Source organism: Streptomyces kaniharaensis (assembly GCF_009569385.1).
GTDB classification, from domain to species: domain Bacteria; phylum Actinomycetota; class Actinomycetes; order Streptomycetales; family Streptomycetaceae; genus Kitasatospora; species Kitasatospora kaniharaensis.
Genome location: NZ_WBOF01000001.1, coordinates 2786394 through 2810223 on the forward strand (window position 1 = coordinate 2786394; position 23830 = coordinate 2810223).

Below are 23830 nucleotides of genomic sequence, written 5' to 3' on the forward strand. Positions count from 1 at the left end.
CTCTGAGGCGCCCAGGCACACATGGGCGGCCGTACCGGGAGCATCACTCACCCGGTCCGGCCGCCCACGGCGTCGCGGTGTCGGTCCGCCAGCGGGAGGTAGACCCAATTGCCCTGGGCCCTGAACCCCTCGGACATGGCCTGCATGCCGGCCACGCCCTCCGCGTCGTAGTCGGTGTTCACGGCGGTGGAGCCGTCGCCGTGCTCGTCGCGGATCTTCTGGGAGATCTTCATCGATGACAACTTCAGCCTGAAACCAGCACATTGGGGCATGACGGGTAGTAGCCATCGCTCAGCGGTATCGAGGTGGCCGCCCGGGTTCTCTGCGGCGACCACCGCCATCAACTGACGTTGCTCACCGGGACCGTGATCCTCGCACCGACCCTGATGACCATGCCCGTGACGTCAGCGGCGCTCGGGACGGACGAAGCGCAGGGCGAGCCGGATCGCCGGGAGCAGCGTCCAGCACAGTGAGGCCGAGTGAGTGACCAGCGCGACAGGTATCGACGCCGTGAATGTCACGACCATTGCGGCGTTCCAGGACAGGGTGTTGGTGATCACCGAGGGTGGGGTGTGGTCCTTCAGTAGCCCGCGGTGTCGCAGTGCGGAGAAGGCCCGCCAGAGGAACAGACCCGCGAGAGCCTGGCTGGCCGCGTAGGCGGTGAACTGGATCTGGAACGCGTCGGCCTCATTGGTCAGCAGCTTGGTGGCGAACGGCATGGTGACGATCATGAGCAGCCACAGCAGGTTCCAGTGGATCGCGCTACCCGTCAGCCCCTTCGCGTAACGGAACAGGCGCTGATGGAACAGCCAGTGCATGGCGACGGCCGAGAAGCTGATCAAGAACGCCACGTACTCCGTCAGGTGCTCACGCAGGAAGTGCAGAACACCGCCGTTGCCGTGGACCTCTCCGTGCGGGACCGGTAGCTCCAGCGCAAGCAGCGTGATGGCGATGGCGATCACGGCGTCCGAGAAGTAGATCAACCGTTCCGGGCTGACCAGCTCGGCCTCGTCGGACTCTCCGTGCATCCTGCCTGTGGGTCGCGCAGCCGTCTCGGCCATCTCGCCGTATCCCTCCGATTTCAGCATTGAACTTGTACCTGTTGTGGTCTGTGCCGCCATCTGCGCGGCGGATGGACATCAGTCGTATGGGCCCGGCGTTCCAGCACCGTCGTCGACGCTGTCGAACGTGGCCGTCGGGCGCGGTGCCCGCCCGGTCAGGCCGTGGTGTGTGCGACGGCCTTGGCCTGGGCCCGGGCGGCGTACCGGCCGGAGATCACGAAGGGGATCACGAACCCGAGGACCTGCACTGTGATCAGGGGCAGCGTCGCGGCGTGGTCGTAGGCGACGATGAGGGCGCACGCGACGGCAGCGGCGGCGAACGCCGTGGTCCACACGCCGGTCAGCACCATGTTGACGCGGATGAAGCCGGGTGCGTTCCAGAATTTCTCGGGCACCTGGGACCGGGCGATGGAGAGGGTGAACGGCCGGCGCACCACCAGGGAGGCCAGTGCCGTGACCGCGAGGACGGCGTTGGCCAGCGCGCACGTCCACGTGTTCAGGCCCGATTCCGGGGCAGCGAGCGAGATCACGGCCATTGCCACGAAGAACGCGCACGTGGCGGCGCCCAGCAGGTCCACGCCGCCGGCGCGAAGCCGGCCGGCCAGCGACAGTACGGCGACCAGGGCGGCGGCGCACATGCCCAGCCTCCAGTCGAGCGGGCTCAGTGCCGCGTAGCAGAGCCATGGTGCGAAACCTCGGACGTAGTTCACCGCGGCTATCCCCCCGGAGTCACATTCCAATGTTGGACGGTCAAAGGATGACGGGTCATGTTTGTTCTGTCCAGTCCTGACATGTCAGCCCGGTAGTAGGGTTCGGGTATGAGCCTGCGCCACGCGATCCTGGGCCTGCTGGCCGAGAACCCCAGTAGCGGATACGACCTCATGAAGCGCTTCGAGACCTCGCTCGCCTTCGTCTGGCCGGCGAAGCAGAGCCAGGTCTACGGCGAGCTCGCCAGACTCAGCGAGGCCGGGTTGATCGAGGTCACCGGCACCGGCGCCCGCAATCGCCGCGAGTACGGCATCACCGATGCGGGGCGCGCCGAACTGAGGGACTGGATGATCGGGCCCGGCTCCGAGGCCGCCTACCGCAGCCCCGCACTGCTGCGCGTCTTCTTCCTGTGGACGCTGCAGCGCGAGGAGGGCGCCGCCTACCTCCAGGAATTCGCCCGCCGCAACAAGGCGCGCCACGCCTTCCTCGAAAGCCTCCGTGACGGCGCGGAGTGGCGCGGTGATCCCGTCCAGGTCTGCGAGTGGCTGGCACTGGAGTTCGGGATCCGCGCCTCCCAGTCCTCCGGGGACTGGGCGGAGTGGGCAGCTGAGCAGCTGACCGAGCACCTGTAGGCCAGGCCAGGCCCGCCCCGGCTCACTCCGCCAGTGCGTCAGTCGGCCGGCGGGATGTAGACCCGGTTGCCCTGGACCTTCAACTCCTCGGACTTCGTCTTCATGCCCTCCAGCGCCTCGGCGTCAACGTCGCTGGTCACGACTGCCGCGCATCAGCGTCTGCTCGGCCGGGCTCAAGGTGTTCCAAGGCTGCATGGCGTGGATCATCCCAGGCACGGCCTCAGGTCACTGAGCGGATTTCTGCGCAGCAATGGCCGCTGTCGCTGACCGGCAGGCCGGACCCGCCACGTCGAAGCGCCGCTCCGGGAAACCAACGGGACCCGGAGCGACGCAGTCGGTCAGACCAGATCAGTCCGCCAGCGGCAGGTAGACCTTGTTTCCCTGGGCCTTGAACTCGTCGGATATGGCCTTCATGCCCTCGACGGCTTCCTCGTCGTACTCCGGCGAGGCCTGACCCTGGCCGAACTGCTCATTGACGCTTTTGCTGATCTTCATCGACGACAACTTCAGTCCGAAACCAGCACATCGCGTCTGAATGCGCCGACATGATGCCTTCTGGGCGGCATCGGGGCGCGACGCGGGGACGGCTCGGCGTGCCGTGGCAGGGTCAGCGCCGGGGGTAGACGAGGACCGGGCCGATGCCGGTGTCGATGCCGAAGACCGCGGCGTCCGCAGCGATCAGGTCCGGGACGAGCGTCCCGGCGGGGAGCGCGGATGCCTGGCCGTTGGCCAGGGTGACCGAGGTCGGTGTGTCCCTCAGGCTGCCGGTGGCCTGGTCGGGTGTCTTGGCGTTGCCGTACGCCGTTCCGTCCTTGTCCACCGTGGTCAGTTGGACGGGGTTCCGGGCGCCGGTCGCCTCAAAGCAGTAGCCCTTCTTCTCCTGCAGGTCGAAGACCGCGAGGCCGGCGATCAGGTAGCGCCCGTCGGCCGACAGTCGTGGCTCGGCCTTCTTGCCCGTGCACTCGACCGTGGCGAGCGCCTGGCCGGTCCCGCCGTCGTGCACGGCCCAGATCGACCTGTCGTTGTCGTGCCCGGTGAGCGGCCAGGCGGCCACGACACGGCCATCGGGTGATCCGTAGGCCATCACCTTGCCGGCGCCCACCATGGGGCTCGCCCCCGCCGGCACCACGTCGCCGCTGAACCAGCCGCCGAGCACCCAGAAGGCGCCGAAGCCCTGAACCAGCGGGCCGGCCGAGGTCAGCCCTGCGACGCCCGTACTCGTGTTGCACGAGCCGATGGCCAGCTCGCAGGGCTTGGGGGCGTTCAGGGCGGGGTCGTTCCGGCGGTACGTGGTGACCTGGCCCGAGAGCACGTCCACCACGGCCGCGGACCCGGCCAGCTGCACCGTGGCGAGGCCGCCGTCGCGCTGGACGCCGTAGCCGGTGGCCTTGTCCGGGACCGTGGTCTCCTTGACCGGCGCCGCCTCACCGCTGGACGCGGTGTCGTACGCGGCGAGACGTGTGACGCCGCTCGCCCGGTTCACGCCGTCCCCGCCTTCGGTACCCGTGACCGCGAGGACCGCGTATTCCTTACCGGCCTTGTGCGTGACGAACACCATCGCGTCGGCATCCAGGCTGTCGCGCGTGGGATTGGCGACCGGCTTGCTCCGCCAGCGGATCGCGCCGGTCTTCGCGTCGTAGGCGAGAACGCTCGCGGTCTTCTTGTCCTCGGAGATCGAACGGAACAGGATCAGTCCCGCGTCGGATGCGACAGCCGGACCACCCAGGTTCCCGTCCTTGCCCGCCGCGACCTCCCATCCCCTTGTACTGTCGAACGCCGCCGGAATCGGTTTGGCCGGCGCGGCGGACCGGGACGGCACGGCAGACTGGGACGGCACGGCAACCGAGGTCTGCGTCCGGGACTCCTTGGGATCACCTGTTCCCGACGAACCTCCACACGCGGTGAGTGAGAATGCCGCGAGCGTCACGAACGCCCCCGCCTTCACCACTGATCTGACCATGCGCTTCCCCCAAAAGCACCTCTGCACAGCGACTATGACGGTACGACAGGTTTCCCATTTCCAGCACGGAGAACCGTCCCACCATGGCAGCACCCGGCCGCCCGCCTCGTCCACGGGATTTCGGGTGGCCCGGAGACAGCCCCCGGAAACGGCAGAGCGCCGCCCCGAGGTGATTGGGGCGGCGCTCAGGTGTCCTGGGTCAGTCGGCCAGCGGGAGGTAGACCCGGTTGCCCTGGGCCTTGAACTCCTCGGACATGGCCTGCATGCCGGCCACGGCCTCCGCGTCGTAGTCGGTGTTCACGGCGGTGGAGCCGTCGCCGTGCTCGTCGCGGATCTTCTGGGAGATCTTCATCGAGCAGAACTTCGGGCCGCACATGGAGCAGAAGTGGGCGGTCTTGGCCGGTTCGGCGGGGAGGGTCTCGTCGTGGAAGTCGCGGGCGGTCTCCGGGTCGAGGGCCAGGTTGAACTGGTCCTCCCAGCGGAACTCGAAGCGGGCGTCGGAGAGGGCGTCGTCCCAGGCCTGGGCGCCGGGGTGGCCCTTGGCGAGGTCGGCGGCGTGGGCGGCGATCTTGTAGGTGATCACGCCGGTCTTGACGTCGTCCCGGTTGGGCAGGCCCAGGTGCTCCTTGGGCGTGACGTAGCAGAGCATCGCGGTGCCCCACCAGGCGATCATCGCGGCGCCGATGCCGGAGGTGATGTGGTCGTAGCCGGGGGCGACGTCGGTGGTGAGGGGGCCGAGGGTGTAGAACGGCGCCTCGTCGCAGATCTCCTTCTGGAGATCCATGTTCTCCTTGATCTTGTGCATCGGGACGTGGCCCGGGCCCTCGATCATCACCTGGACATCGCGCTCGCGGGCGATCCGGCCGAGCTCGCCGAGGGTCTGCAGCTCGGCGAACTGGGCCTCATCGTTGGCGTCGGCGATGGAGCCGGGGCGCAGGCCGTCACCGAGCGAGAAGGTGACGTCGTAGGTGGCGAGGATGTCGCAGAGTTCCTCGAAGTTGGTGTAGAGGAAGTTCTCCTTGTGGTGCGCGAGGCACCAGGCGGCCATGATCGAGCCACCGCGGGAGACGATGCCGGTCTTGCGGCGGGCGGTCAGCGGGACGTACCGCAGCAGCACGCCGGCGTGGACGGTCATGTAGTCGACGCCCTGCTCGCACTGCTCGATGATGGTGTCCCGGTAGACGTCCCAGCTCAGCTCTTCGGCCCTGCCGTCGACCTTCTCCAGGGCCTGGTAGAGCGGCACGGTGCCGATCGGCACGGGGGAGTTGCGCAGGATCCACTCGCGGGTGGTGTGGATGTTGCGGCCGGTGGAGAGGTCCATGACGGTGTCGGCGCCCCAGCGGGTGGCCCAGGTCATCTTCTCCACCTCCTCCTCGATCGAGGAGGTGACGGCGGAGTTGCCGATGTTGGCGTTGATCTTCACCAGGAAGTTGGTGCCGATGATGGCCGGCTCGACCTCGGGGTGGTTCACGTTGACCGGGATGACGGCCCGGCCGCGGGCCACCTCGTCGCGCACGTACTCGGGGGCGAGGCCCTCGCGCAGGGCGACGAACTCCATCTCCGGGGTGACGATGCCCTGCTTGGCGTAGGCCAGCTGGGTGACGGCGGCGCCGCCGCGGCCGCGCAGCGGGCGGCGGGGGCGGCCGGGGAAGACGGCGTCGAGGTTGCGCAGGTTCCCGCCGCGCGGCGAGGTGTGCTTGATCCCGTCGTCCTCGGGGCGGGCCTCGCGGCCGTCGTACTCCTCGACGTCGCCGCGCTGGCGGATCCACGAGTCGCGCAGGGCGGGCAGGCCGCGTCGCACGTCGGCCTCGTAGGCCGGGTCGGTGTACGGGCCCGACGTGTCGTACAGCGGGACGGTCTTCCCGTTGGTGAGCACCACTTCGCGGTACGGCACCCGCAGGTCGGGGCGGGATCCCTCGCGGTAGGCCTTGCGCCAGGCCGGGGTGGGGTAGCCGGTGCCCGTACTGCTCGCGGCGGCGGCGCCGGTCACGGTGTCGGAGGCAGACTGCGGCTGTGGTTCGAACGTGGTCATCGGACCTCTACTCCCTACGCCGGCATTACCCGGTCAGGTTCCTGCGGTCGGCGCAGCGTCCGGTCCGTCCGTCGACGTGCCGTTCAGCGCCCTCTCAGCCCGGTGCTCCGAGCTCCCGCGTCCGCAGGCGGTGTTGCCTGCGCATGACGCCCAACACCGTAGCGAGCGGATCGCCGCAGGTCCAGATGGCTTCCGGTGCGGATGGCTTCCGGTGCGCGGACGGCGGCGGCAGACTGGTGCGCATGGTCGGACTGACGGGGCGGGTCACGGGGAAGGTCGGCGCGGGGCTGGTCGGGGAGGTGCTGGTACACGTGCCCGAGCGGCAGGGGACGGAGGCGTTCCTGGCGTACCTGGCGGTGCCGGGGGATCCGCTGCCGCTCGGTACGCAGGTGGTCGTGGTGGAGTACCAGGCGCCGCGGACGGTCTTCGTGTCGCCGGTCTGACGGGCACGGCGCTCGTCCGACGGGCACGGCGCGCGAACCTCTTCGGACGCCCTTCGGACTCCCATCGGGCCCCGTGTGACACATCCGTACCGCCACCGGGACGAAGTCACGACGTCATCCTCTGGCGCGCGATCACGAACAGGCGCAGAATCTCCGCTGCCACCGCGTCCGCGCACTCCTGCACAACCACGCGCAGCCACGGAGCGGTGTGCCCTGAAGGGGGAGTCTGCCGATGGTCATCGGCGTCGTCGCGGGGGCCGTGGTGGCCTCCGTCATCATCCTGATCGTGCTGTTCAGGCTCATGTGGCGGGTAGCCGAGCCGAACGAGGCACTGATCATCTCCGGTTCGAAACACGGTGACGGTCTGGGCTTCCGGATCGTCACCGGGCGCGGCACCTTCGTCCTGCCGGGCATGCAGGTGGTGCGCCGGCTCTCGCTCGACCTCAACGAGGCCGAGCTGGACGTCGAGTGCGTGACCTCGCAAGGAATCCCGGTGCACGTCAAGGGCGTTGTGATCTTCAAGGTCGGCGACGACTCGGTGTCGATCGCCAACGCCGCCCGGCGTTTCCTGGACCAGCAGAAGCAGATGGGCCTGCGGGTGCACAACGTGTTCGCCGGTCATCTGCGGTCCATCGTCGGCGGTTTGACGGTCGAGGACATGATCCGCGACCGCGAGCGGCTGACCGGGGAGACCCGGGCCGCCTCGGGCGCCGAGATGGAGAAGCTCGGCCTGATCATCGACTCCCTGCAGATCCAGGAGATCCTGGACCCGACCGGCTACATCCGGAACCTGGCCGCCCCGCACGCCGCGGCCGTGCAGCGCGACGCCCGTATCGCGGCGGCCGCCGCCGACCGCGCGGCGACCGAGGCGGAGCAGGAGGCGTTCGCCCGCAAGGCCGAGGCGACGCGCAACAGCGAGATCCAGCAGGCCTCCTACCAGGCCGAGATGGACACCGCCAGCGCCCGGGCTCGGCAGGCCGGCCCGCTCGCCGAGGCGGCCGCCCGGCAGGAGGTCGTCGTCCAGGAGACGAAGGTCGCCGAGCTGGAGGCCCGCCGCAAGGAGCAGCAGCTGCAGATCGACATCCGCAAGCCGGCCGACGCCCAGGCGTACGAGACCCGTACCCGCGCCGAGGCCGACCGAGACGCCCGGATCTCCTCGGCCCAGGCGCACGCCCGGGAGACCGAGCTCAAGGCCGCGGCCGACGCCAGCCAGGTGAAGATCGCCGCGGCGGCCGAGGCGGAGGCCACCCGGGTGCGCGGTCTGGCCGCCGCCGAGGCGACCAGGGCCACCGGCCAGGCGGAGGCCGCGGCCGTCGAGGCGCGCGGTCTGGCGGACGCGGAGGCCGCCCGGGCGCTCGGGCTGGCCAACGCCGAGGGCATCCGGGCCCGGGCCGCCGCCCTCGCCGAGAACCAGGACGCCGTGGTGGCACAGGAGTTGGCGGAGAAGTGGCCGGAGATCGTCCGGGCCGCGGCCGAGTCCTTCGGCAACGTCGAGCACATGGTGCTGCTCAACGGGGCCGACGGGATGGGCGAGATGTTCGCCAAGGCGCTCACCATGGGCGGCACCGGGCTGGGCCTGGCCCGTCAGCTGCTGAACACCATGCACGAGCGGGAGCAGCACCCGGCGCAGAGCCCGGCCGACGCGCCGGCGCCGGTGGTGCATCAGGTGCGGATCGAGGAGTGATCTTCCGGTTCGGGTAGCCCCGGTTCGGACAGGCCCGGGTCGAATGGGCCCCGTGCCTGCCCGCGGATGGGCCCCGTGCCTGCCCGTACCCGGTGGCGACCAACGGCCGAGGCCCGGCACCCCTTCCACGGGGTGCCGGGCCTCGGCGTCGTTTCGGGCGCCGCGCGTCAGCTCTTTGCGGCCTTCTTCACCAGGATCACCACCGCCGCCGCGATGCCCACGACCACCAGCAGCTTGACCAGCATGGCCAGCAGTGCGCCGACGACGCCGAACACGAAGGTCACGATGTTCCAGGCCAGCACCAGGACCAGCACCGGCACGACGATGTTGCGCACCCAGGAGGGCAGCGACTTCCAGAGCTCAGCCATGTCCGTTCCTTCTCTCCCCTCGGGCCGGCTGCCGTCCGGTGCCGCATCCCGCTTGTTTCGGTACTTCGATCGTACGGGGGTGCAAGTGCCGGAACGAGGCCCAACGGCCCGGAGAGAACCCCGAGATCACCCCGACCCGGAACCCCGGGGGTGCCCCTGAGGGGCACCCCGAGCGGGGTCAGACCGGCCAGCGCTCGCCCCGCCACGCGGCGTCCCAGAACATCCACTCGTAGCGCGAGGTGGTGACGAAGTGCTCGACGACCCGGCGGCGCTCGGCGGGGGAGATCTCCTCGCCGATCCGGTCGGTGAGCGCCAGCACCCGCCGCACCACGGACTGGAACGCCTCGTCGCCGTAGGTGGCGATCCAGGTGGCGTAGAGCGGGTCCGGGGAGCCCTGGGCGAGCAGCGCCCCGCCGACCCGGGCGTAGATCCAGTAGCAGGGCAGCACCGCGCCGAGCGCCTCCGCGAAGGAGCCGCCGTAGACGGTGGCGAGCAGGTAGCTGGTGTACGCCCGGGTGGTGGGCAGGACCGGTTCGGCGGCGGCCTGTTCGGCGCTGCCGCCGAAGGCGGTCAGGAACTCGGCGTGCATGCCCTGCTCGGCCGCCAGGGCGCCGACCGCGTCGTCGGCGAAGGCCCGCACGTCCTCCTCGCCGGGCGCCCTGGCGGCGCAGACGGCGAGCGCGCGGGCGTAGTCGCGCAGGTAGTGCGAGTCCTGGACGACGAAGTGGCGGAACGCCTCGCGCGGCAGGGTGCCGTCGGTGAGGCCGCCGATGAAGGGGTGGGCGAGGATCTCGGCGTAGACCGGCTCGATGGCGGCCCAGAGTTCTTCCGTCAGGCTCATGACCCGACCCTAGGCGGTCGGTCCTCGGCCGGTCGGTCTTCGGGCGGTCGGTCCTCGGCCGGTCGGTCTTCGGGCGGTCAGTCCTCGGGCGGGGAGAACACGACCAGGACCCGCAGCTCCTCGGTGATGTGGTGGAAGCGGTGCGGGGTGCCGGCCGGGACGTACACGACGGTGCCGCGCCCGACGGTGGCGGTCTCGCCGCCGACGGTGAGTTCGGCCCGGCCGCTGATCACCTGGTAGATCTCGTCCTGGTCGTGCGCGGTCTGCGGGTCGGTGTCCCCGGGGGAGAGCGCGTACAGCCCGGCGGACATCCGCGGTTCGCGTAGGAACCGCAGGTACGCGCCGTCGTTCGCCGCGCGTTCGGCGTCGAGTTCGTCCAGCCGGAACAGCTTCACCGGTGCCGCCTTCCCTTCTCCGTCCAGCTCCGGGACCACGGGCATTCAACACCAACATGTCGGGCGGGAGCTTCCCTGCGCACCCGGCGGCCTGTCAGGCTGGGCGCCATGAAGGGTTTCGTCATCAAAACGCTGATCAACGCGGTGGCCATCTGGGTCGCCGCCTGGATCGTCACCGGGATCCAGCTCACCGACGGCAATGCCGACTGGCAGCGCAAGGCGCTGACGGTGGTGGCCGTCGCGCTGGTCTTCGGCGTGGTCAACTGGCTGATCAAGCCGGTCGTCAAGCTGTTCTCGTTCCCGCTGTTCATCCTCACCCTGGGGCTGATCACCTTCGTGATCAACGCCCTGATGCTCTGGCTGACCTCCTGGGCCTCGGGGAAGCTGAACCTGGACTTCCACGTCGACGGCTTCGTGCCGGCGCTGCTGGGCTCGCTGATCATCAGCCTGGTCTCCTGGGGCCTGCACCTGGCCCTGGATGACGACTGAGCACGGTCGTGCCGCGACGCGAGCGGGGCCCGTGCCCGGGTGGTCCACCGGGTACGGGCCCCGTTCTGCCGGTCGGTGCGGTCTTCCTCGCCACGGGTCCGTGCCCAGAATGGAGATGCGGAGGGAAACCGCCGCTCCGCCCGATCGGTTGATCACCACAGCACAGGCTCACCGCAGCACGTAGTCACCGCAGCACAGGCTTACCGCAGCACAGCGGAACCCCGAACGGATCCACCCGGCCGGGTCGGCGTTTCGGCCCCGGCCCGGCGCGGGAGAATCCTGCACAACGCTCGCGCCCCGGAGGTGGCCATGGGCCCCGACAACCGAACCCCGCCACCCCGCCCGGTCGTGAAGCGCACCGCCCGGGCGATCCTGCTGGAGCTCGATCCGGACAACCCGTACAGCCCGGCCGGCATCGTGCTGATCCGCCGGGTCCGGCCCGGCTCGCCGCACCCGTACTGGATCACTCCCGGCGGCGGGGTGGAGCGCGGCGACCGCACGGTGGTGGACGCGCTGCACCGCGAGGTGGACGAGGAGCTCGGCGGCAAGATCGTCGACGTCGTGCCCGCCTTCGTCGACACCATCAGCCACACCCACCACGACGACGGCACGCTGCTCCACCCGCACGGGGTCAAGGTGCAGCACTTCTTCGTCTGCCGACTCGCCTCGATGGACCTCAGCCGGCGGCACGGGCCCGAGGTGGACGAGCCCAACGGCGAGTACGAGGTGGTCCGGCTGCCCTTCACGCGCGAGGGCGTCACGTCCGTCAACCTCGTCCCGCCGCGGCTGCGGGCGTACCTGGCGGCCAACATCGAGGGCGTCCGCGCCCTGCTCGCCCCTGACCTCGGTTAGCCGGCGGCGAGGTCGCCCACCAGGTCGTGCCGGATCCGCTCCGGCGACACCCCGCAGCGCAGCAGCACCCCGACCCCCCGGCGGACCATCGCGGGGGGCCCGCTGAGCACGGCGTCCCGGCCGGTCCACGAGCCGAACCCGCCCACCACCTCGGGCAGTTCGCCGGTCAGCGCGCCCTCGGCCGGGCCGGTGCCGGAGACCACCGGCCGCACGGTGAGCCACGGGTGCCGCCGGGCCAGCTCGCGCAGCCCGTCCAGGTCGTACAGCTCGCCGGCCCGGCGGGCCCCGTAGAACACCTCGACGGCGCGGCCGGCCCGGCCGTACTCGGCGAGCTCCTCGACCATCGCGCGGATCGGCGCGATCCCGGTGCCGCCGCCGAGGCAGAGCAGGTCCGCCGGGGAGCCGTGGTCGACGGTCATCGTCCCGGCCGCCGGGCCCAGCCGCAGGACGTCCCCGGGCGCGGCCCGGTGCACCAGCGCGTTGCTCACCCAGCCCGCCTGGACGGCCTTGACGTGGAAGGTCAGCAGCCCGTCCGGGCGGGGCGCCGAGGCGAACGAGAGGTGCCGCCAGACCCGCGGCCACCAGGGCGTCTCCAGGCTGGCGTACTGCCCGGCCCGGAACGGGTACGGCTGGTCCGGGCGGACGGTGATCACGGCGACGTCCCGGGTGCGGCGCTCGTGCCGGACCACCTCGCCGTGCCACCAGGGCGGCGAGGTGCGGGCGGCCTCCTCGGCGGCCTCGATCATGATCGAGGAGACCAGCCGGTAGACCCGGCGCCAGGCCAGCTCGGTGGCGGCGTCCCAGCGACTGCCCGCGTACCGGGCCAGTGCCTGCACCAGGCACTCCCCCACCGGACCGTAGTGGCCGGTCAGCGTGCCGTACCGGCGGTGGCCGCGGCCGAGGGCGCTCAGGTAGGCGCGCAGCGCGGCCGGGTCGTCGGCGCCGCGGGCGGCGGCCAGCAGGGCGCGGAAGAGGCGGTCGCGCTGGACGTCCATGGCGGCCGGGAAGAGCGCCCGGACCTCGGGGTGGTGCAGGAAGATCAGCGCGTAGAAGTGCGCGGTGGCCCGGTCGGCGACCGGTTCGACGACGGCCAGGCTGTCCCGGATCAGCTCGATGTCCCGTGCGGTGGGCGGCTGTTCGGCGGCCGTGACGCCGACTGCGGGAGCCGGTGCCGGGCGGTGTTCGGCGATGGTCTGCATCGCCCACTCGTGGCTCCAACCGTCCCCGGGACCGGACCAGTTGAGGCCGGGGGCGTCGGTGAGCAGCGGCCTGAACGCCCGGGCGGCGGCCGGGGCCGCGGGCTCCGGGAAGCTCGGCGCGGGGACGGCCGGAGGCTGGGCCGGCGGGTCGGGGATCGCCTGGCGCACGGGCTCGGGGGCGGCCGGGCACACCGGCCCGGCCACGAGGTCCGGCACCGGCGGGAGGACGGTCGTCGGCGCGTCCGCGGGCGCGTGCGGCGGGAGGTCCGGCGGGTCCAGTGGCATCGGCGGCCGTCCGGGCATCCCGTCCACCACTGCCGCCCGGTCCGGGGGGAGCTGTGGGAGCGGCGCCAGGCCCGGGACGGAGGCGACCCCCGCCGAGCCGTGCCCGGTGCGGACCAGAAGAGTTCTGCGGGACTTCACCGCAACGTTTCGAGTACCCAAGAGAATCGTTTCGCCTCCGGCCGGCCTGCGCCACCACCTGGCTTGTCTCTGCTGACGCCTAGGCAGCGTGGCACGCCCGAACCGCTCATCCGACGAATCACGCGAAGCCCGGACACCCGGCCCCGGAACGCGCTACTCTCACTCGATCTGTGGTCGCCCTGGGTGGCCCCCCGTCCACCCAGGGCGACTGCTCCCTGCTCAGAGCTGCCGCAACAGCATCCCCGGCTGCTCGACGCAGTCCGCGACGAACCGCAGGAACCCGCCCGCCGTCCCGCCATCGCAGACCCGGTGGTCGAAGGTGAACGACAGCTGCGTCACCTCGCGCACCGCCAACTGCCCCTCGTGGACCCAGGGTTTGGCGACGATCCGGCCGACGCCGAGCATCGCCGCCTCGGGGTGGTTGAGGATCGGGGTGGAGCCGTCCACGCCGAACACGCCGTAGTTGTTCAACGTGAAGGTGCCGCCGGTCAGTTCGGCCGGGGTGAGCGACCCGTTGCGGGCCGCCTCGGTCAACCTGGCCAGCTCCTCGCCGAGTTGCTCGGTGGTCCGCGCGTGGGCGTCCCGCACCACCGGGACGACCAGCCCGCGCTCGCCCTGCGCGGCGAAGCCCAGGTGCACCGCCGAGTGCCGGACGATGCCGGAACCGTCCTCCGTCACACTGGAGTTGAGCTCCGGGAAGCGCGCCAGCGCGACCGTGCAGATCCGGGCGAGCAGCGCCAGCACGCTCACCTTCGGGCCCGGTGTGGCGTTCAACTGCCGCCTCAGCGCCATCAGTTCGGTGGCGTCGGCGTCCACCCAGCAGGTCGCGGCGGGGATCTCCCGGTGGCTGCGGCTCAGCTTCTCGGCCACCGCCTTGCGCAGCCCGCGCAGCGGGATGACGCTCTCCTGCGCGACCGGCGCGGCGGTCGGGGCGGCGGGCGCGGAGACCTTCGCCGCGACCGCCCGTTCGACGTCCGCACGCATGATCAGCCCGTCCGGCCCGCTGCCGGTGAGCGCGGCCAGGTCGACCCCCTGCTCCCGGGCCAGCCGCCGCACCAGCGGCGAGATCACCGGCACGACGACGGGCGCAGCGAGCGCGGAAGCTACGGGGGCCGGAGCAGCAGGGGCAGGGGCAGGGGCTGCGGGAGCCACGGCCACCGCGGCCGGAGCGGCAGCAACCGCGCCCACCCGGCGCCGCCGCCCGCCCCTCGCGGGCTCCGCGACCCCGTACCCGACCAGCGGCCGCTCCACCTCCGCGGCGGGCCCAGCCGGCTCGGCGGGCGTGTCCGCCGGACCTTCCAGCCCGGCCACGGCGACCGTGACCAGCGGCGCGCCGACGGCGATCTCCTCGCCCGGCTCGCCGTACCGCGCGGTGACCACCCCGCCGTACGGACAGGGCACCTCCACCACGGCCTTGGCGGTCTCCACCTCCACCACCGGCTGGTCGACGGCGATGACCTCGCCGACCTCGACCATCCAGCGCACCACCTCCGCCCCGGTGAGCCCCTCACCGAGGTCGGGCAGGGTGAACTCGCGCACGACGGGCATCATCCTCAGTCCTCCCACTGCAGCCGGGCGACCGCGTCCAGGATCCGGTCCACCCCGGGGAGGTGGTGGTGCTCCAGCATCGGCGGCGGGTACGGGATGTCGAAGCCGGTCACCCGCACCACGGGCGCGGCCAGGTGGTGGAAGCAGCGCTCGGTGACCCGGGCGGCGATCTCCGCGCCGGTGCCGCCGAAGCCGCTCGCCTCGTGCACCACCACGGCCCGGCCGACCGAGCGGACCACCCGGCAGACCGTCTCGTCGTCGAACGGCACCAGGGTGCGCAGGTCCAGTACCGCGAGGTCCCAGCCCTCGGCCTTCGCCGCCTCGGCCGCCTCCAGGCAGACCGGCAGCGAGGGTCCGTAGGTGATCAGCACGGCCGAGGTGCCGGTGCGCCGCAGGACGGCCCGGCCGATCGGCTCGACCGGCGCCGCCGGGTCGAACTCGGCCTTGCCCCAGTACAGCCGCTTGGGCTCCAGGAAGACCACCGGGTCGTCGGAGGCGATCGAGGCGCGGAGCAGCCCGTACGCGTCGGCCACCGTCGCGGGGGTGACCACGTGCAGGCCGGGCGTGCTGGTGTAGTACGCCTCGGAGGCGTCGCTGTGGTGCTCGACGCCGCCGATGCCGCCGCCGTACGGGATGCGGACGGTGATCGGCAGCGGGAGCTTCCCTGCGGTGCGGTTGCGCATCTTCGCGACGTGCGAGAAAAGCTGCTCCAGCGCCGGGTAGGCGAAGGCGTCGAACTGCATCTCGACCACGGGGCGCAGCCCGTACATCGCCATGCCGATCGCGGTGCCGAGGATGCCGGCCTCGGCGAGCGGGGTGTCCAGGCAGCGGTCCGGGCCGAACTCGGCGGTCAGGCCGTCGGTGATCCGGAAGACGCCGCCGAGCGCGCCGACGTCCTCGCCGAGCACGTGGACGGTGGGGTCCTCGCGCATGGCGTCCCGCAGGGCGGAGTTGAGCGCCTGCGCCATCGTGGCGGTGCGCGCACCGGAGGGGTGCTGCGCAGCGGCTCGGCCGAGGGTGGGGGTGGACGGGTGGGCGGTGGGGGACATCAGTGCTGCACCTCGGCCTCGGCGGCCAGCTCGGCGGACAACTGGGCGGCCTGCTCCCGCAGTTGCGGGGTCGGCTCGGCGAAGACGTGGGCGAACAGCGCCATCGGGTCCAGCTCGGCGTCGGCGTGGAACTCGGCCCGCATCCGGGCCGCCAGTGCCTCCGCCTCGTCGGCCGCCTCCTGGACGAGGGCGTCGTCCAGGATGCCGAGTTCGCGCAGCGCGCGGTCCATCAGCAGGATCGGGTCGTGCTCCCGCCAGGCGGTGACCTCGCCCTCGGTGCGGTAGCGGGTGGCGTCGTCGGCGTTGGTGTGCGCCTCGATCCGGTAGGTCAGCGCCTCGACCAGGGTCGGGCCGCCGCCGGTGCGGGCCCGCTCGACCGCCTCGGCCAGCACACTGTGCACGGCCGGTGCGTCGTTGCCGTCCACCAGGCGGCCCGGCATGCCGTAGCCGACGGCCTTGTGGGCCAGGCTCGGTGCGGCGGACTGCGCGGTGAGCGGGACGGAGATCGCGTAGCCGTTGTTCTGCACCAGGAAGACGACCGGCGCTTGGAGCACCGCGGCGAAGTTCAGCGCCTCGTGGAAGTCGCCCTCGCTGGTGCCGCCGTCGCCGAGCATGGCGAGCGCGACCACCGGCTCGCCGCTCAGCCGGGCGGCGTGCGCCAGCCCGACGGCGTGCGGGGCCTGGGTGGCGAGCGGGGTGCAGAGCGGGGCGGTGCGGGCGGCGCGCGGGTCGTAGCCGGTGTGGGCGTTGCCGCGCAGCAGGGTCAGCGCCTCCAGCGGGTCGACGCCGCGGGAGACCACCGCGAGGGTGTCGCGGTAGCTGGGGAACAGCCAGTCCTGCTCGCCGAGCGCGAGCGCGGCGGCGACCTGGCAGGCCTCCTGGCCGGTGGACGCCGGGTAGACGGCGAGCCGGCCCTGCTTGGTGAGGGTGGTGGCCTGCTGGTTGTAGCGGCGGCCGACCACCAGGCGGCGGTACAGCTCGCGCAGCAGTGCGGGGTCGTGCTTCTCCAGCGCGGGGGTGCCGAGCACGCGGACGGGGGAGACGTCCGGGAGGAGCGGGGCCGGGTCGGCGCGGGGGGCGGTGGCCCCGGGCAGCCAGCCGGGCACCGCTGTGTGGTGTCTGTGGTCGAGAACGGTCATCTCGGGGCACCTCCAGGAGTGGCGGGGGGCTCCCTACCGATTGTTCGGTCGTCTGTTCATCTTGACCAGAAGCGTGACAAGGTGGTGGACATTCGGCCCGAGCGGAGGTCGACTTGTGGCAGTGCGTCCAATCGGTGAGGGTGGGGGGTCATGTCGGCTGAACAGATGTCCAGACTCGACCGCGTCGACCGGTCGATCCTGCGGCTGCTGCAGCAGGACGGCCGCGCCTCGATCCGCTCGGTGGCCGAGCGGGTGCACGTGTCCCGGGCCAACGCCTACGCCCGGATCTCCAGGATGGTCGAGGACGGCGTCATCCGCGGCTTCACCGCTCGCGTCGACCACGAACGGGCAGGTCAGGGCGCGTCCGCGTACATCACCCTGAAGATCGTCCAGAACTCCTGGCGCACGGTCCGGGAGCAGCTGCTGGGGCTCCCCGGGGTCGCCCACATCGCACTCGTCGGCGGCGACTTCGACGTCCTGCTGCTGGTGCACACCGCCGACAACCACGCCCTGCGGGAGCTGGTGCTCAACCGCATCCAGTCCATCCCACAGGTGCTCGGTACACGAACCATGCTGGTGTTCGAGGAGACCGACCAGGTCCCGCCGGACTGAAGCCCGAACGACTACCGCGCGCGCAGCCCGTCGAAGGCCAGGTGGACGACCGCGTCCGCGACGCCGTCCGCGGCCTTGAGGCCCGGCCGGTACCACTCCACGATCGAGTTGATCATGCCGAACAGCAGCCGCGTGGCCAGCCGCGGCTCGACGTCCGCCCGCAGCGAGCCGTCCGCGACGGCTGCCCGCAGCAGCTCGGCGACCTGGTGGTCGAAGTCCCGCCGCCGCTCCAGCGCCCACTGCTCGGTGGCCGTGTTGCCGCGCACCCGCAGCAGCAGGGTGACGTACGGCAGCTCCTCCAGCAGCACCTCGGCGGTCCGCCGCACCACGTGCTCCAGCCGCGCCACGGCCGGGCCCTCGACCGCCGCCGGCTCGGCCAGGATCGCGAACAGCCCGTCCAGCGCCCGCCCGACGGCCAGCTTCAGCAGCTCCTCCTTGCCGCGCACGTGGTGGTAGATGGACGACTTGGAGATCCCGGCGGCCCGGGACAGGTCCTCCATCGAGGTGCCGTCGTACCCGCGCTCGTTGAACACGTCGACGGTCACCGCGAGCAGTGACTCAACGGTGTAGGCGGGGCGCGTGGTGTGATCGGCCATCCTCCGAGTATCCCCGGCCCCACTGCGCGGCAAGCGATCGGGTCGGCCGGTCCACCGCACCACGACGACGGTCCACCGCACACGACGATTGGTCCGCATCAGAACGAATCGACAGGCCCTAGACTCGGCGGACAAATCGTCCACGGCCAGCAGGGTGGGGTTCAGTCCGATGAACGCAATACCGGCAGTCGCCGACGTGCCCGAGCAGCGCAGCGACGAACCGGGGAAGGTGTCCGGCATCGGCTGGCAGGAGCGCGCCCGCGTCCTGGCGGTCCGGTTCGGCCCTGCCGTGTGGTGCTACGCGGTGCTCAAGCTGATCGGCTTCACGGTCTTCATGAAGCTGCTCTCGTTCTCCGGCGAGTACCTCAGGAAGCCCGCCCGCTTCGGCGGCGGCGCCAACCCCTGGGACGTCGTGGCCAGCTGGGACGGCTGGTGGTACCAGCAGGTGGCCGAGTTCGGCTACCACCCGGCGCTGGTGCCGGTCGCGAACGGCCCGATCGGGTTCACCGTCGAGCAGAACTCGGCCGCGTTCTTCCCGCTCTACCCGGGCCTGATGCGGCTGACCTCGGACGTCACCGGACTCGGCCTGTACGGCGCGGGAATGCTGGTCTCCGTGCTGGCCTCGCTGTTCGCCGCGGCCGGCATCTACGCCGTGGTGGACCGGCTGGCCGGCCCCAAGGCGGGCGTGATCGCGGCCGGGATCTGGGCGATCGCCCCGGGCTCCGGTGCCGAGTGGGCGCTCTACTCGGACTCGACCTTCGTCGCCCTGGCGGCCTGGGCCTGCTACTGCGTGATGACCAGGCAGTGGATCGCGGCCGGCGTGATCACCCTGGTCGCCGGCCTCAACCGGCCGACCGCGGCGGCGCTGATAGGCGCCGTCGGCCTGGCCGCGCTGGTCGAGCTGTACCGCCGGGAGAGCGGCGTCGTGCGCCCGCTGACCGCCATGCTGCTGGCCCCGGCGGGCCTGCTCGGCTACGTCGGCTGGGTGGGCTGGCGGATGGGCGAGTGGGGCGGCTACTTCCGGCTCCAGCACGACGCCTGGCTGCACTACTTCGACTGGGGCCAGGGCACCTACTACGCGATCCGCGGCGTGCTGCTGGGCCGCAACGACTACCCGTTCGCGTTCCCCGTCCCAGACCTCTTCGCCACCCTGATAGTGCTGACCCTGCCGGCGCTGATCGTGCTGCTGATCCGGCTGCGCCCGCCGCTGGTGCTGACCGCCTACACGCTCGCCACGATCGTCTCGGTGCTCGGCAGCCTGGGCATCTTCGGCAACGTCTCGCGCTATCTGCTGCCCGCGTTCCCGCTGTTCATCGCACTGGCGGTGGCGATGCGCAAGCTGAGCTGGCCGGTGCTGGCCGCCGTGCTGGGCACGGCCGCGATGGCCTCCGGCTGGTACGCCGGGTACGTCATATTCGAGCTCGGCGTGCCGTAGACCGGGCATCCCTGCGCCGTCGGGGCCGCGTCCGCCACGGACGCGGCCCCGACGGCTTTCGGAAATCGAATCCCCTTCGCCCTCTTGAGCCGACCGATCGTTCGGTTACTCTGTGACGTGTCCCGTCCTCCCCTCTGAGGAGCGCACACCATGTCCGCAGCGGTCACCCACCCCCTCGTCAGCGAGCTGGTCGAGCGCCACCAGGCCACCCTGGACGCCGCGCTCGACGCCGCCGCCAAGCGCGACTACTGGTCGCCCTACCCCGAGTTCCCGAAGGCGTACGGCGAGAGCGGCCCCGCGGACGGCAAGGCCGCCTTCGACGCCCTGCTCGGCAAGCCCTTCGTCCTCGACGGCCACCCCACCGACGGCGACCAGGTCGGCGGCGAGGCCTCCCCGTACGGCATCGAGCTGGGCATGACGTACCCGCACGCCGAGCCCGACGCGCTGATCGCCGCGATGCACGCCGCCCAGCCCGGGTGGGCCGCAGCCACCCCGCTGGAGCGCGCCGCCGTCTGCCTGGAGATCCTGCACCGGATCAACGCCCGGTCGCACGAGTTCGCCCAGGCCGTCATGCACACCACCGGCCAGGCCTACGGGATGGCCTTCCAGGCCGGCGGCCCGCACGCCCAGGACCGCGGCCTGGAGGCGGTCGCCTACGCGTACGCCGAGCAGACCCGGCTGCCCCGCCAGGCCGGCTGGACCAAGCCGCAGGGCAAGCGCGACCCGCTGGTGATGACCAAGGAGTTCACCGTCGTCCCGCGCGGCCTCGCGCTGCTGATCGGCTGCAACACCTTCCCCACCTGGAACGGCTACCCCGGCCTGTTCGCCTCGCTGGCCACCGGCAACCCGGTGCTGGTCAAGCCGCACCCGCGGGCCATGCTGCCGCTCGCGCTCACCGTCCGGATCGCCCGCGAGGTGCTCGCCGAGGCCGGCTTCGACCCCAACCTGGTCTGCCTGGCCGCCGAGCACGAGGGCGGCACCGTCGCCCAGACCCTCGCCGTCCGCCCCGAGATCAAGATGATCGACTACACCGGCTCGACCGCCTTCGGCGACTGGCTGGAGGAACACGCCAGGCAGGCGCAGGTCTACACCGAGAAGGCCGGCGTCAACGCCGTGGTCATCGACTCCACCGACGACTACAAGGGCATGCTGGGCAACCTGGCCTTCTCGCTCTCGCTCTACAGCGGCCAGATGTGCACCACCCCGCAGAACCTGCTGATCCCGCGCGGCGGCATCGCCACCGACCAGGGCGACAAGAGCTACGACCAGGTGGTCGCCGACCTCGCCGCCGCGATCGACGGCCTGCTCTCCGACGACGCCCGCGCCGCCGCCATCCTCGGCGCCGTGGTCAACCCCGGTGTGCTCCAGCGCTCGGCCGCCGCGGCCGGCGGCGAGTACGGCGAACTCGCCCTCGCCCCGCGCGCGGTGAACTCGCCCGAGTTCCCCGGCGCGACCGTCCGCACCCCGGCGCTGATCAAGCTGGACGCCGACAAGCCGGACGACCGCGCGGTCTTCCGCAGCGAGTGCTTCGGCCCGGTCTCGTTCGCCGTCGCCGTCGAATCCACGCCCGCCGCGGTCGAGTTGCTGCGCGCCACGGTCCGCGACAAGGGCGCGATGACGGCCTCCGGCTACACCACCTCGCCCGAGGTCGAGGCCCTGCTGGTCGAGGCCGCGCTCGACGCCGGCGTCTCGCTGTCGCTCAACCTGACCGGCGGGGTGTACGCCAACCAGACCGCCGCCTTCTCCGACCTGCACGGCACCGGCGCCAACCCGGCCGCCAACTCGGCCTACTGCGACGGCGCGTTCGTCGCCAACCGGTTCCGCACGGTGCAGATCCGCCGGCACAGCTGATCCCTCCGTCACCTCACCCCGGGCCCCGGCGGTCACCCACCGCCGGGGCCCGGCGGTTCACAGCTCCCACCAGGGCGGCGATGATGGAGGCTGGGAGAACGCCGATCATCGCGTCCAACCGCCCTCCGACCACCGGGAGCTGACACATGACCGCCAAGCCGACCGTCACCGACGTCCTGATCGTCGGAGCCGGACCGACCGGCCTGCTGCTGGCCGGCGACCTCGCCGCCGCCGGGGTCTCCGTCACCCTCCTGGAGAAGCGGGCAGCCGAGTCCAACCTCACCCGGGCCTTCGCCGTGCACGCCCGCACCCTCGAACTGCTGGACGCCCGCGGCCTCGCCGACGAGCTCATCGCCACCGGCCGGCCGCTCACCTCGCTGCGGATGTTCAACCGCTTCGGCGTCGACCTCGCCGCCCTGCCGACCCGCTTCCCGTTCGTCCTGATCACCCCGCAGTACAACGTCGAACGGCTGCTCCACGAGCGCGCGGAGAAGGCCGGCGCGACGATCCTGCGCGGCGCCGAGGTCACCGGCCTGCGGCAGGACGCCGATGGCGTCACTCTGGAGACCGCCGACGGGACCACCCACCGCGCCCGGTACGCGGTCGGCACCGACGGCGTCCGCTCCGCCGTCCGCGACCTCCTCGGCATCCCGTTCCCCGGCGAGTCGGTGGTCGACTCCGTCGTGCTCGCCGACGTCCGGCTGGAGCGCGAGCCGGAGGACTTCATCACCGTCGGCGCGAACGACGCCGGCTTCGCCTTCCTCGCCCCCTTCGGCGACGGCTGGTACCGCGTCATCGCCTGGGACCGCCACGAGCGCGTCCCGGAGGGCACCGTCCCCTCGCTGGAGCAGATCACCGCCATCACCAAGGCCGCGCTCGGCGAGGACTACGGCCTGCACGACGCCCGCTGGACCTCCACCTTCCACAGCGACGAGCGCCAGGTGCCCAACTACCGCTCCGGCCGCGTCTTCCTCGCCGGCGACGCCGCGCACTGCCACTCGCCGGCCGGCGGCCAGGGCATGAACACCGGGCTCCAGGACGCCGCCAACCTCTCCTGGAAGCTCGCCGCCGCCGTCCGGGGCCGGGCCACCGACGCCCTGCTCGACACCTACCAGACCGAGCGGCACCCGGTCGGCCGGACCGTCCTGCGCACCTCCGGCGCCCTGATCCGGCTCGCCCTCGCCGAGTCCGCCCCCACCCGCGCCCTGCGCGGCGCGCTCACCGCGCTCGGCAGCCACCTCGACCCGGTCACCGAGCGCGGCGCCCGCATGATCTCGGGGATCGGCATCGCCTACCAGGCACCGAAGGACGCCCACCCGCTGGTCGGCAAGCGCGTCCCGGACCTGCGGCTGACCGCCCTGGAGAAGCCGCGAGAGGGCGAGCCGGCCGCCCCGGAGCGGCTCTACGAGGCGCTGCGCGCCGGGAAGTTCGTGCTGGTCAGCAATGACGTGCAGACCGCCGCCGAGCCGTGGGCGGACGTCCTGGTCACCGCGGCTCCCGCCGACCCGCACGGCAAGCTGCGCGACACCGCCCTGCTGATCCGCCCGGACGGCTACGCCGCCTGGGCCGCCGTCGACCCCGGCCACCGCGACGTCCAGGAGGCCCTCACCACCTGGCTCGGCACCCCCACCACGGCCTGACGCCGATCGGCGGGCGCGCTCCTCCGCGCGCCCGCCGACCCGACCTTCCGTCAGCCGCGCGCCCACACCTAGTGCCGCGCCGCCTTCGCGCGATCCCGCACACCGCCATCCGGCACCCACCGCCGGCGGCCGACCCCCAACACCCCACCCCGTGGCCCCGCGCAGCGGGCCTCGCTACCCGCGCGCCTTCACATAGTGCCGCGCCGCCTTCGCGCGATTCCCGCACACCGCCATCCGGCACCACCGTCGGCGGCCGTTCTGCGACGCGTCGAAGAAATGCAGAATGCACGCCTCGTGCGCGCACTGCCGCACCCGGTGGGCGCCCTGCGCGACCAGCGTGAGGAAGTCGTCCACCGCCAGCCAGGCCGCCAGCCACTCCGGCCGGTCCACCTCGATCCGGTCCTCGGCCCCGCCCGGCCCGGCCGTCCGCCGGATCCGCCCGTGCGCCAGCACCTCGTCCAGCCCGGCCCGCACGGCTTCGCCCAACTCGCCGTGCTCGAACAGGAATTGGGCTGCCGCACCGAGCACCTCACGAGCCCTCAGGGTGGCCGCCAGCCCGGCCCCGTCGGCCGTGCAGCGCTCGCTCAGCCCGGCGGAGGAGAGCCATATCCCGTATCCCCCGGCCTCGCCGAGCAGGTCGTTGACGGGCGTTCCGGCCCAGCGCGTGTTGAGCAGGTCGAGCGCCAGCGGCTCGCCGATCAGCGGGCGGGGGTCCCTCGGATCCGCCATCACGTCAGTCATCGTTCTCCCTCGGCTCCAGCCGATTCTACGTCCGCCCCGCCGACCAGAATTGGTGTAGACCACATCCGGAATTCCGGTCATTCACTGTATGAAACGACCAGCCTTGCCCTGTTCCACATTTGACTGTTTTTT

24 protein-coding genes are annotated in these 23830 nt (G+C 71.9%); 9 read left to right on the forward strand and 15 right to left on the reverse strand.

Annotated elements, in window-relative coordinates; translation table 11 throughout:
* Positions 1-47 precede the first annotated feature (47 nt).
* From F7Q99_RS12770 to F7Q99_RS12780, 3 genes are all read right to left on the reverse strand, one after another.
* Entirely contained in the window at positions 48-233 is a 186-nt protein-coding gene (locus F7Q99_RS12770; RefSeq protein WP_230210205.1) for a thiamine biosynthesis protein ThiC, read from the reverse strand.
* 171 nt (positions 234-404) lie between these two features.
* Positions 405-1061, reverse strand: coding sequence for a TMEM175 family protein (locus tag F7Q99_RS12775; protein ID WP_195911053.1), 657 nt, complete (start codon positions 1059-1061; stop codon positions 405-407).
* Positions 1062-1216: 155 nt separating this feature from the next.
* Positions 1217-1771 (reverse strand): hypothetical protein, encoded by a 555-nt coding sequence (locus F7Q99_RS12780; protein ID WP_153461334.1) that lies wholly within the window; start codon positions 1769-1771, stop codon positions 1217-1219.
* A gap of 108 nt (positions 1772-1879) precedes the next feature.
* On the opposite strand from F7Q99_RS12780, the gene F7Q99_RS12785 reads away from it, so the two are divergent.
* Positions 1880-2401, forward strand: coding sequence for a PadR family transcriptional regulator (locus tag F7Q99_RS12785; RefSeq protein WP_153461335.1), 522 nt, complete (start codon positions 1880-1882; stop codon positions 2399-2401).
* A 348-nt stretch (positions 2402-2749) separates the two neighbouring features.
* Here F7Q99_RS12785 and F7Q99_RS12790 read toward each other — a convergent pair whose 3' ends face one another.
* The 3 genes from F7Q99_RS12790 to thiC form a co-directional block, all read right to left on the reverse strand.
* On the reverse strand, positions 2750-2896 hold the full coding sequence (locus tag F7Q99_RS12790; RefSeq protein WP_153461336.1) for a hypothetical protein: 147 nt from the start codon (positions 2894-2896) through the stop codon (positions 2750-2752).
* Between the two features lie 112 nt (positions 2897-3008).
* On the reverse strand, positions 3009-4238 hold the full coding sequence (locus F7Q99_RS12795; RefSeq protein ID WP_153461337.1) for a hypothetical protein: 1230 nt from the start codon (positions 4236-4238) through the stop codon (positions 3009-3011).
* 322 nt (positions 4239-4560) lie between these two features.
* A complete protein-coding gene (gene thiC / locus F7Q99_RS12800; RefSeq protein ID WP_153461338.1) occupies positions 4561-6393 on the reverse strand; it encodes a phosphomethylpyrimidine synthase ThiC in 1833 nt (610 codons plus the stop codon).
* Between the two features lie 242 nt (positions 6394-6635).
* Here thiC and F7Q99_RS12805 point away from each other — a divergent pair, with 242 nt between their 5' ends.
* Both F7Q99_RS12805 and F7Q99_RS12810 read left to right on the forward strand, forming a co-directional pair.
* Complete coding sequence (locus tag F7Q99_RS12805) at positions 6636-6836, forward strand: hypothetical protein (protein ID WP_153461339.1); 201 nt, start codon at positions 6636-6638, stop codon at positions 6834-6836.
* Positions 6837-7062: 226 nt separating this feature from the next.
* Entirely contained in the window at positions 7063-8520 is a 1458-nt protein-coding gene (locus F7Q99_RS12810; protein ID WP_230210601.1) for an SPFH domain-containing protein, read from the forward strand.
* Between the two features lie 167 nt (positions 8521-8687).
* Here F7Q99_RS12810 and F7Q99_RS12815 read toward each other — a convergent pair whose 3' ends face one another.
* The 3 genes from F7Q99_RS12815 to F7Q99_RS12825 all read right to left on the reverse strand — a co-directional run bounded on the left by F7Q99_RS12815 (position 8688) and on the right by F7Q99_RS12825 (position 10124).
* The gene (locus tag F7Q99_RS12815) at positions 8688-8888 is read right to left on the reverse strand and encodes a DUF5326 family protein (protein WP_153461341.1); all 201 of its coding nucleotides are present in this window, start codon (positions 8886-8888) and stop codon (positions 8688-8690) included.
* Between the two features lie 178 nt (positions 8889-9066).
* Entirely contained in the window at positions 9067-9729 is a 663-nt protein-coding gene (gene tenA, locus F7Q99_RS12820) for a thiaminase II (RefSeq protein ID WP_153461342.1), read from the reverse strand.
* Positions 9730-9806: 77 nt separating this feature from the next.
* Positions 9807-10124: a cupin domain-containing protein gene (locus F7Q99_RS12825; RefSeq protein WP_326847196.1), complete on the reverse strand. Its 318-nt coding sequence runs from the start codon at positions 10122-10124 to the stop codon at positions 9807-9809.
* A gap of 108 nt (positions 10125-10232) precedes the next feature.
* On the opposite strand from F7Q99_RS12825, the gene F7Q99_RS12830 reads away from it, so the two are divergent.
* Together F7Q99_RS12830 and F7Q99_RS12835 are read left to right on the forward strand one after the other, a co-directional pair.
* Positions 10233-10613: a phage holin family protein gene (locus F7Q99_RS12830; RefSeq protein WP_153461344.1), complete on the forward strand. Its 381-nt coding sequence runs from the start codon at positions 10233-10235 to the stop codon at positions 10611-10613.
* A gap of 309 nt (positions 10614-10922) precedes the next feature.
* A complete protein-coding gene (locus tag F7Q99_RS12835) occupies positions 10923-11465 on the forward strand; it encodes an NUDIX domain-containing protein (RefSeq protein ID WP_153461345.1) in 543 nt (180 codons plus the stop codon).
* Here F7Q99_RS12835 and F7Q99_RS12840 read toward each other — a convergent pair.
* The 4 genes from F7Q99_RS12840 to pdhA form a co-directional block, all read right to left on the reverse strand.
* On the reverse strand, positions 11462-13087 hold the full coding sequence (locus tag F7Q99_RS12840) for a globin domain-containing protein (protein ID WP_326846594.1): 1626 nt from the start codon (positions 13085-13087) through the stop codon (positions 11462-11464). The two genes, F7Q99_RS12835 and F7Q99_RS12840, sit on opposite strands and share 4 nt — an antisense overlap.
* Positions 13088-13306: 219 nt before the next feature.
* Positions 13307-14635, reverse strand: a complete 1329-nt coding sequence (locus F7Q99_RS12845; RefSeq protein WP_153466116.1) for a dihydrolipoamide acetyltransferase family protein — start codon at positions 14633-14635, stop codon at positions 13307-13309.
* 5 nt (positions 14636-14640) lie between these two features.
* Complete coding sequence (locus F7Q99_RS12850) at positions 14641-15603, reverse strand: alpha-ketoacid dehydrogenase subunit beta (protein WP_153466115.1); 963 nt, start codon at positions 15601-15603, stop codon at positions 14641-14643.
* Between the two features lie 80 nt (positions 15604-15683).
* The gene (gene pdhA, locus F7Q99_RS12855; RefSeq protein ID WP_153461346.1) at positions 15684-16823 is read right to left on the reverse strand and encodes a pyruvate dehydrogenase (acetyl-transferring) E1 component subunit alpha; all 1140 of its coding nucleotides are present in this window, start codon (positions 16821-16823) and stop codon (positions 15684-15686) included.
* 165 nt (positions 16824-16988) lie between these two features.
* Here pdhA and F7Q99_RS12860 point away from each other — a divergent pair, with 165 nt between their 5' ends.
* A complete protein-coding gene (locus F7Q99_RS12860; RefSeq protein ID WP_153466117.1) occupies positions 16989-17435 on the forward strand; it encodes an Lrp/AsnC family transcriptional regulator in 447 nt (148 codons plus the stop codon).
* A gap of 11 nt (positions 17436-17446) precedes the next feature.
* Here F7Q99_RS12860 and F7Q99_RS12865 read toward each other — a convergent pair whose 3' ends face one another.
* Positions 17447-18031: a TetR/AcrR family transcriptional regulator gene (locus tag F7Q99_RS12865; protein ID WP_153461347.1), complete on the reverse strand. Its 585-nt coding sequence runs from the start codon at positions 18029-18031 to the stop codon at positions 17447-17449.
* Positions 18032-18200: 169 nt separating this feature from the next.
* Here F7Q99_RS12865 and F7Q99_RS12870 point away from each other — a divergent pair, with 169 nt between their 5' ends.
* The 3 genes from F7Q99_RS12870 to F7Q99_RS12880 all read left to right on the forward strand — a co-directional run bounded on the left by F7Q99_RS12870 (position 18201) and on the right by F7Q99_RS12880 (position 22957).
* Positions 18201-19466, forward strand: coding sequence for a glycosyltransferase family 39 protein (locus tag F7Q99_RS12870; RefSeq protein ID WP_153461348.1), 1266 nt, complete (start codon positions 18201-18203; stop codon positions 19464-19466).
* Positions 19467-19616: 150 nt separating this feature from the next.
* The gene (paaN, locus tag F7Q99_RS12875; RefSeq protein ID WP_153461349.1) at positions 19617-21317 is read left to right on the forward strand and encodes a phenylacetic acid degradation protein PaaN; all 1701 of its coding nucleotides are present in this window, start codon (positions 19617-19619) and stop codon (positions 21315-21317) included.
* 146 nt (positions 21318-21463) lie between these two features.
* Positions 21464-22957: an FAD-dependent monooxygenase gene (locus F7Q99_RS12880; protein ID WP_153461350.1), complete on the forward strand. Its 1494-nt coding sequence runs from the start codon at positions 21464-21466 to the stop codon at positions 22955-22957.
* 174 nt (positions 22958-23131) lie between these two features.
* On the opposite strand, the gene F7Q99_RS12885 is transcribed toward F7Q99_RS12880, so the two are convergent.
* Positions 23132-23698: a CGNR zinc finger domain-containing protein gene (locus F7Q99_RS12885; protein WP_153461351.1), complete on the reverse strand. Its 567-nt coding sequence runs from the start codon at positions 23696-23698 to the stop codon at positions 23132-23134.
* Positions 23699-23830 lie beyond the last annotated feature (132 nt).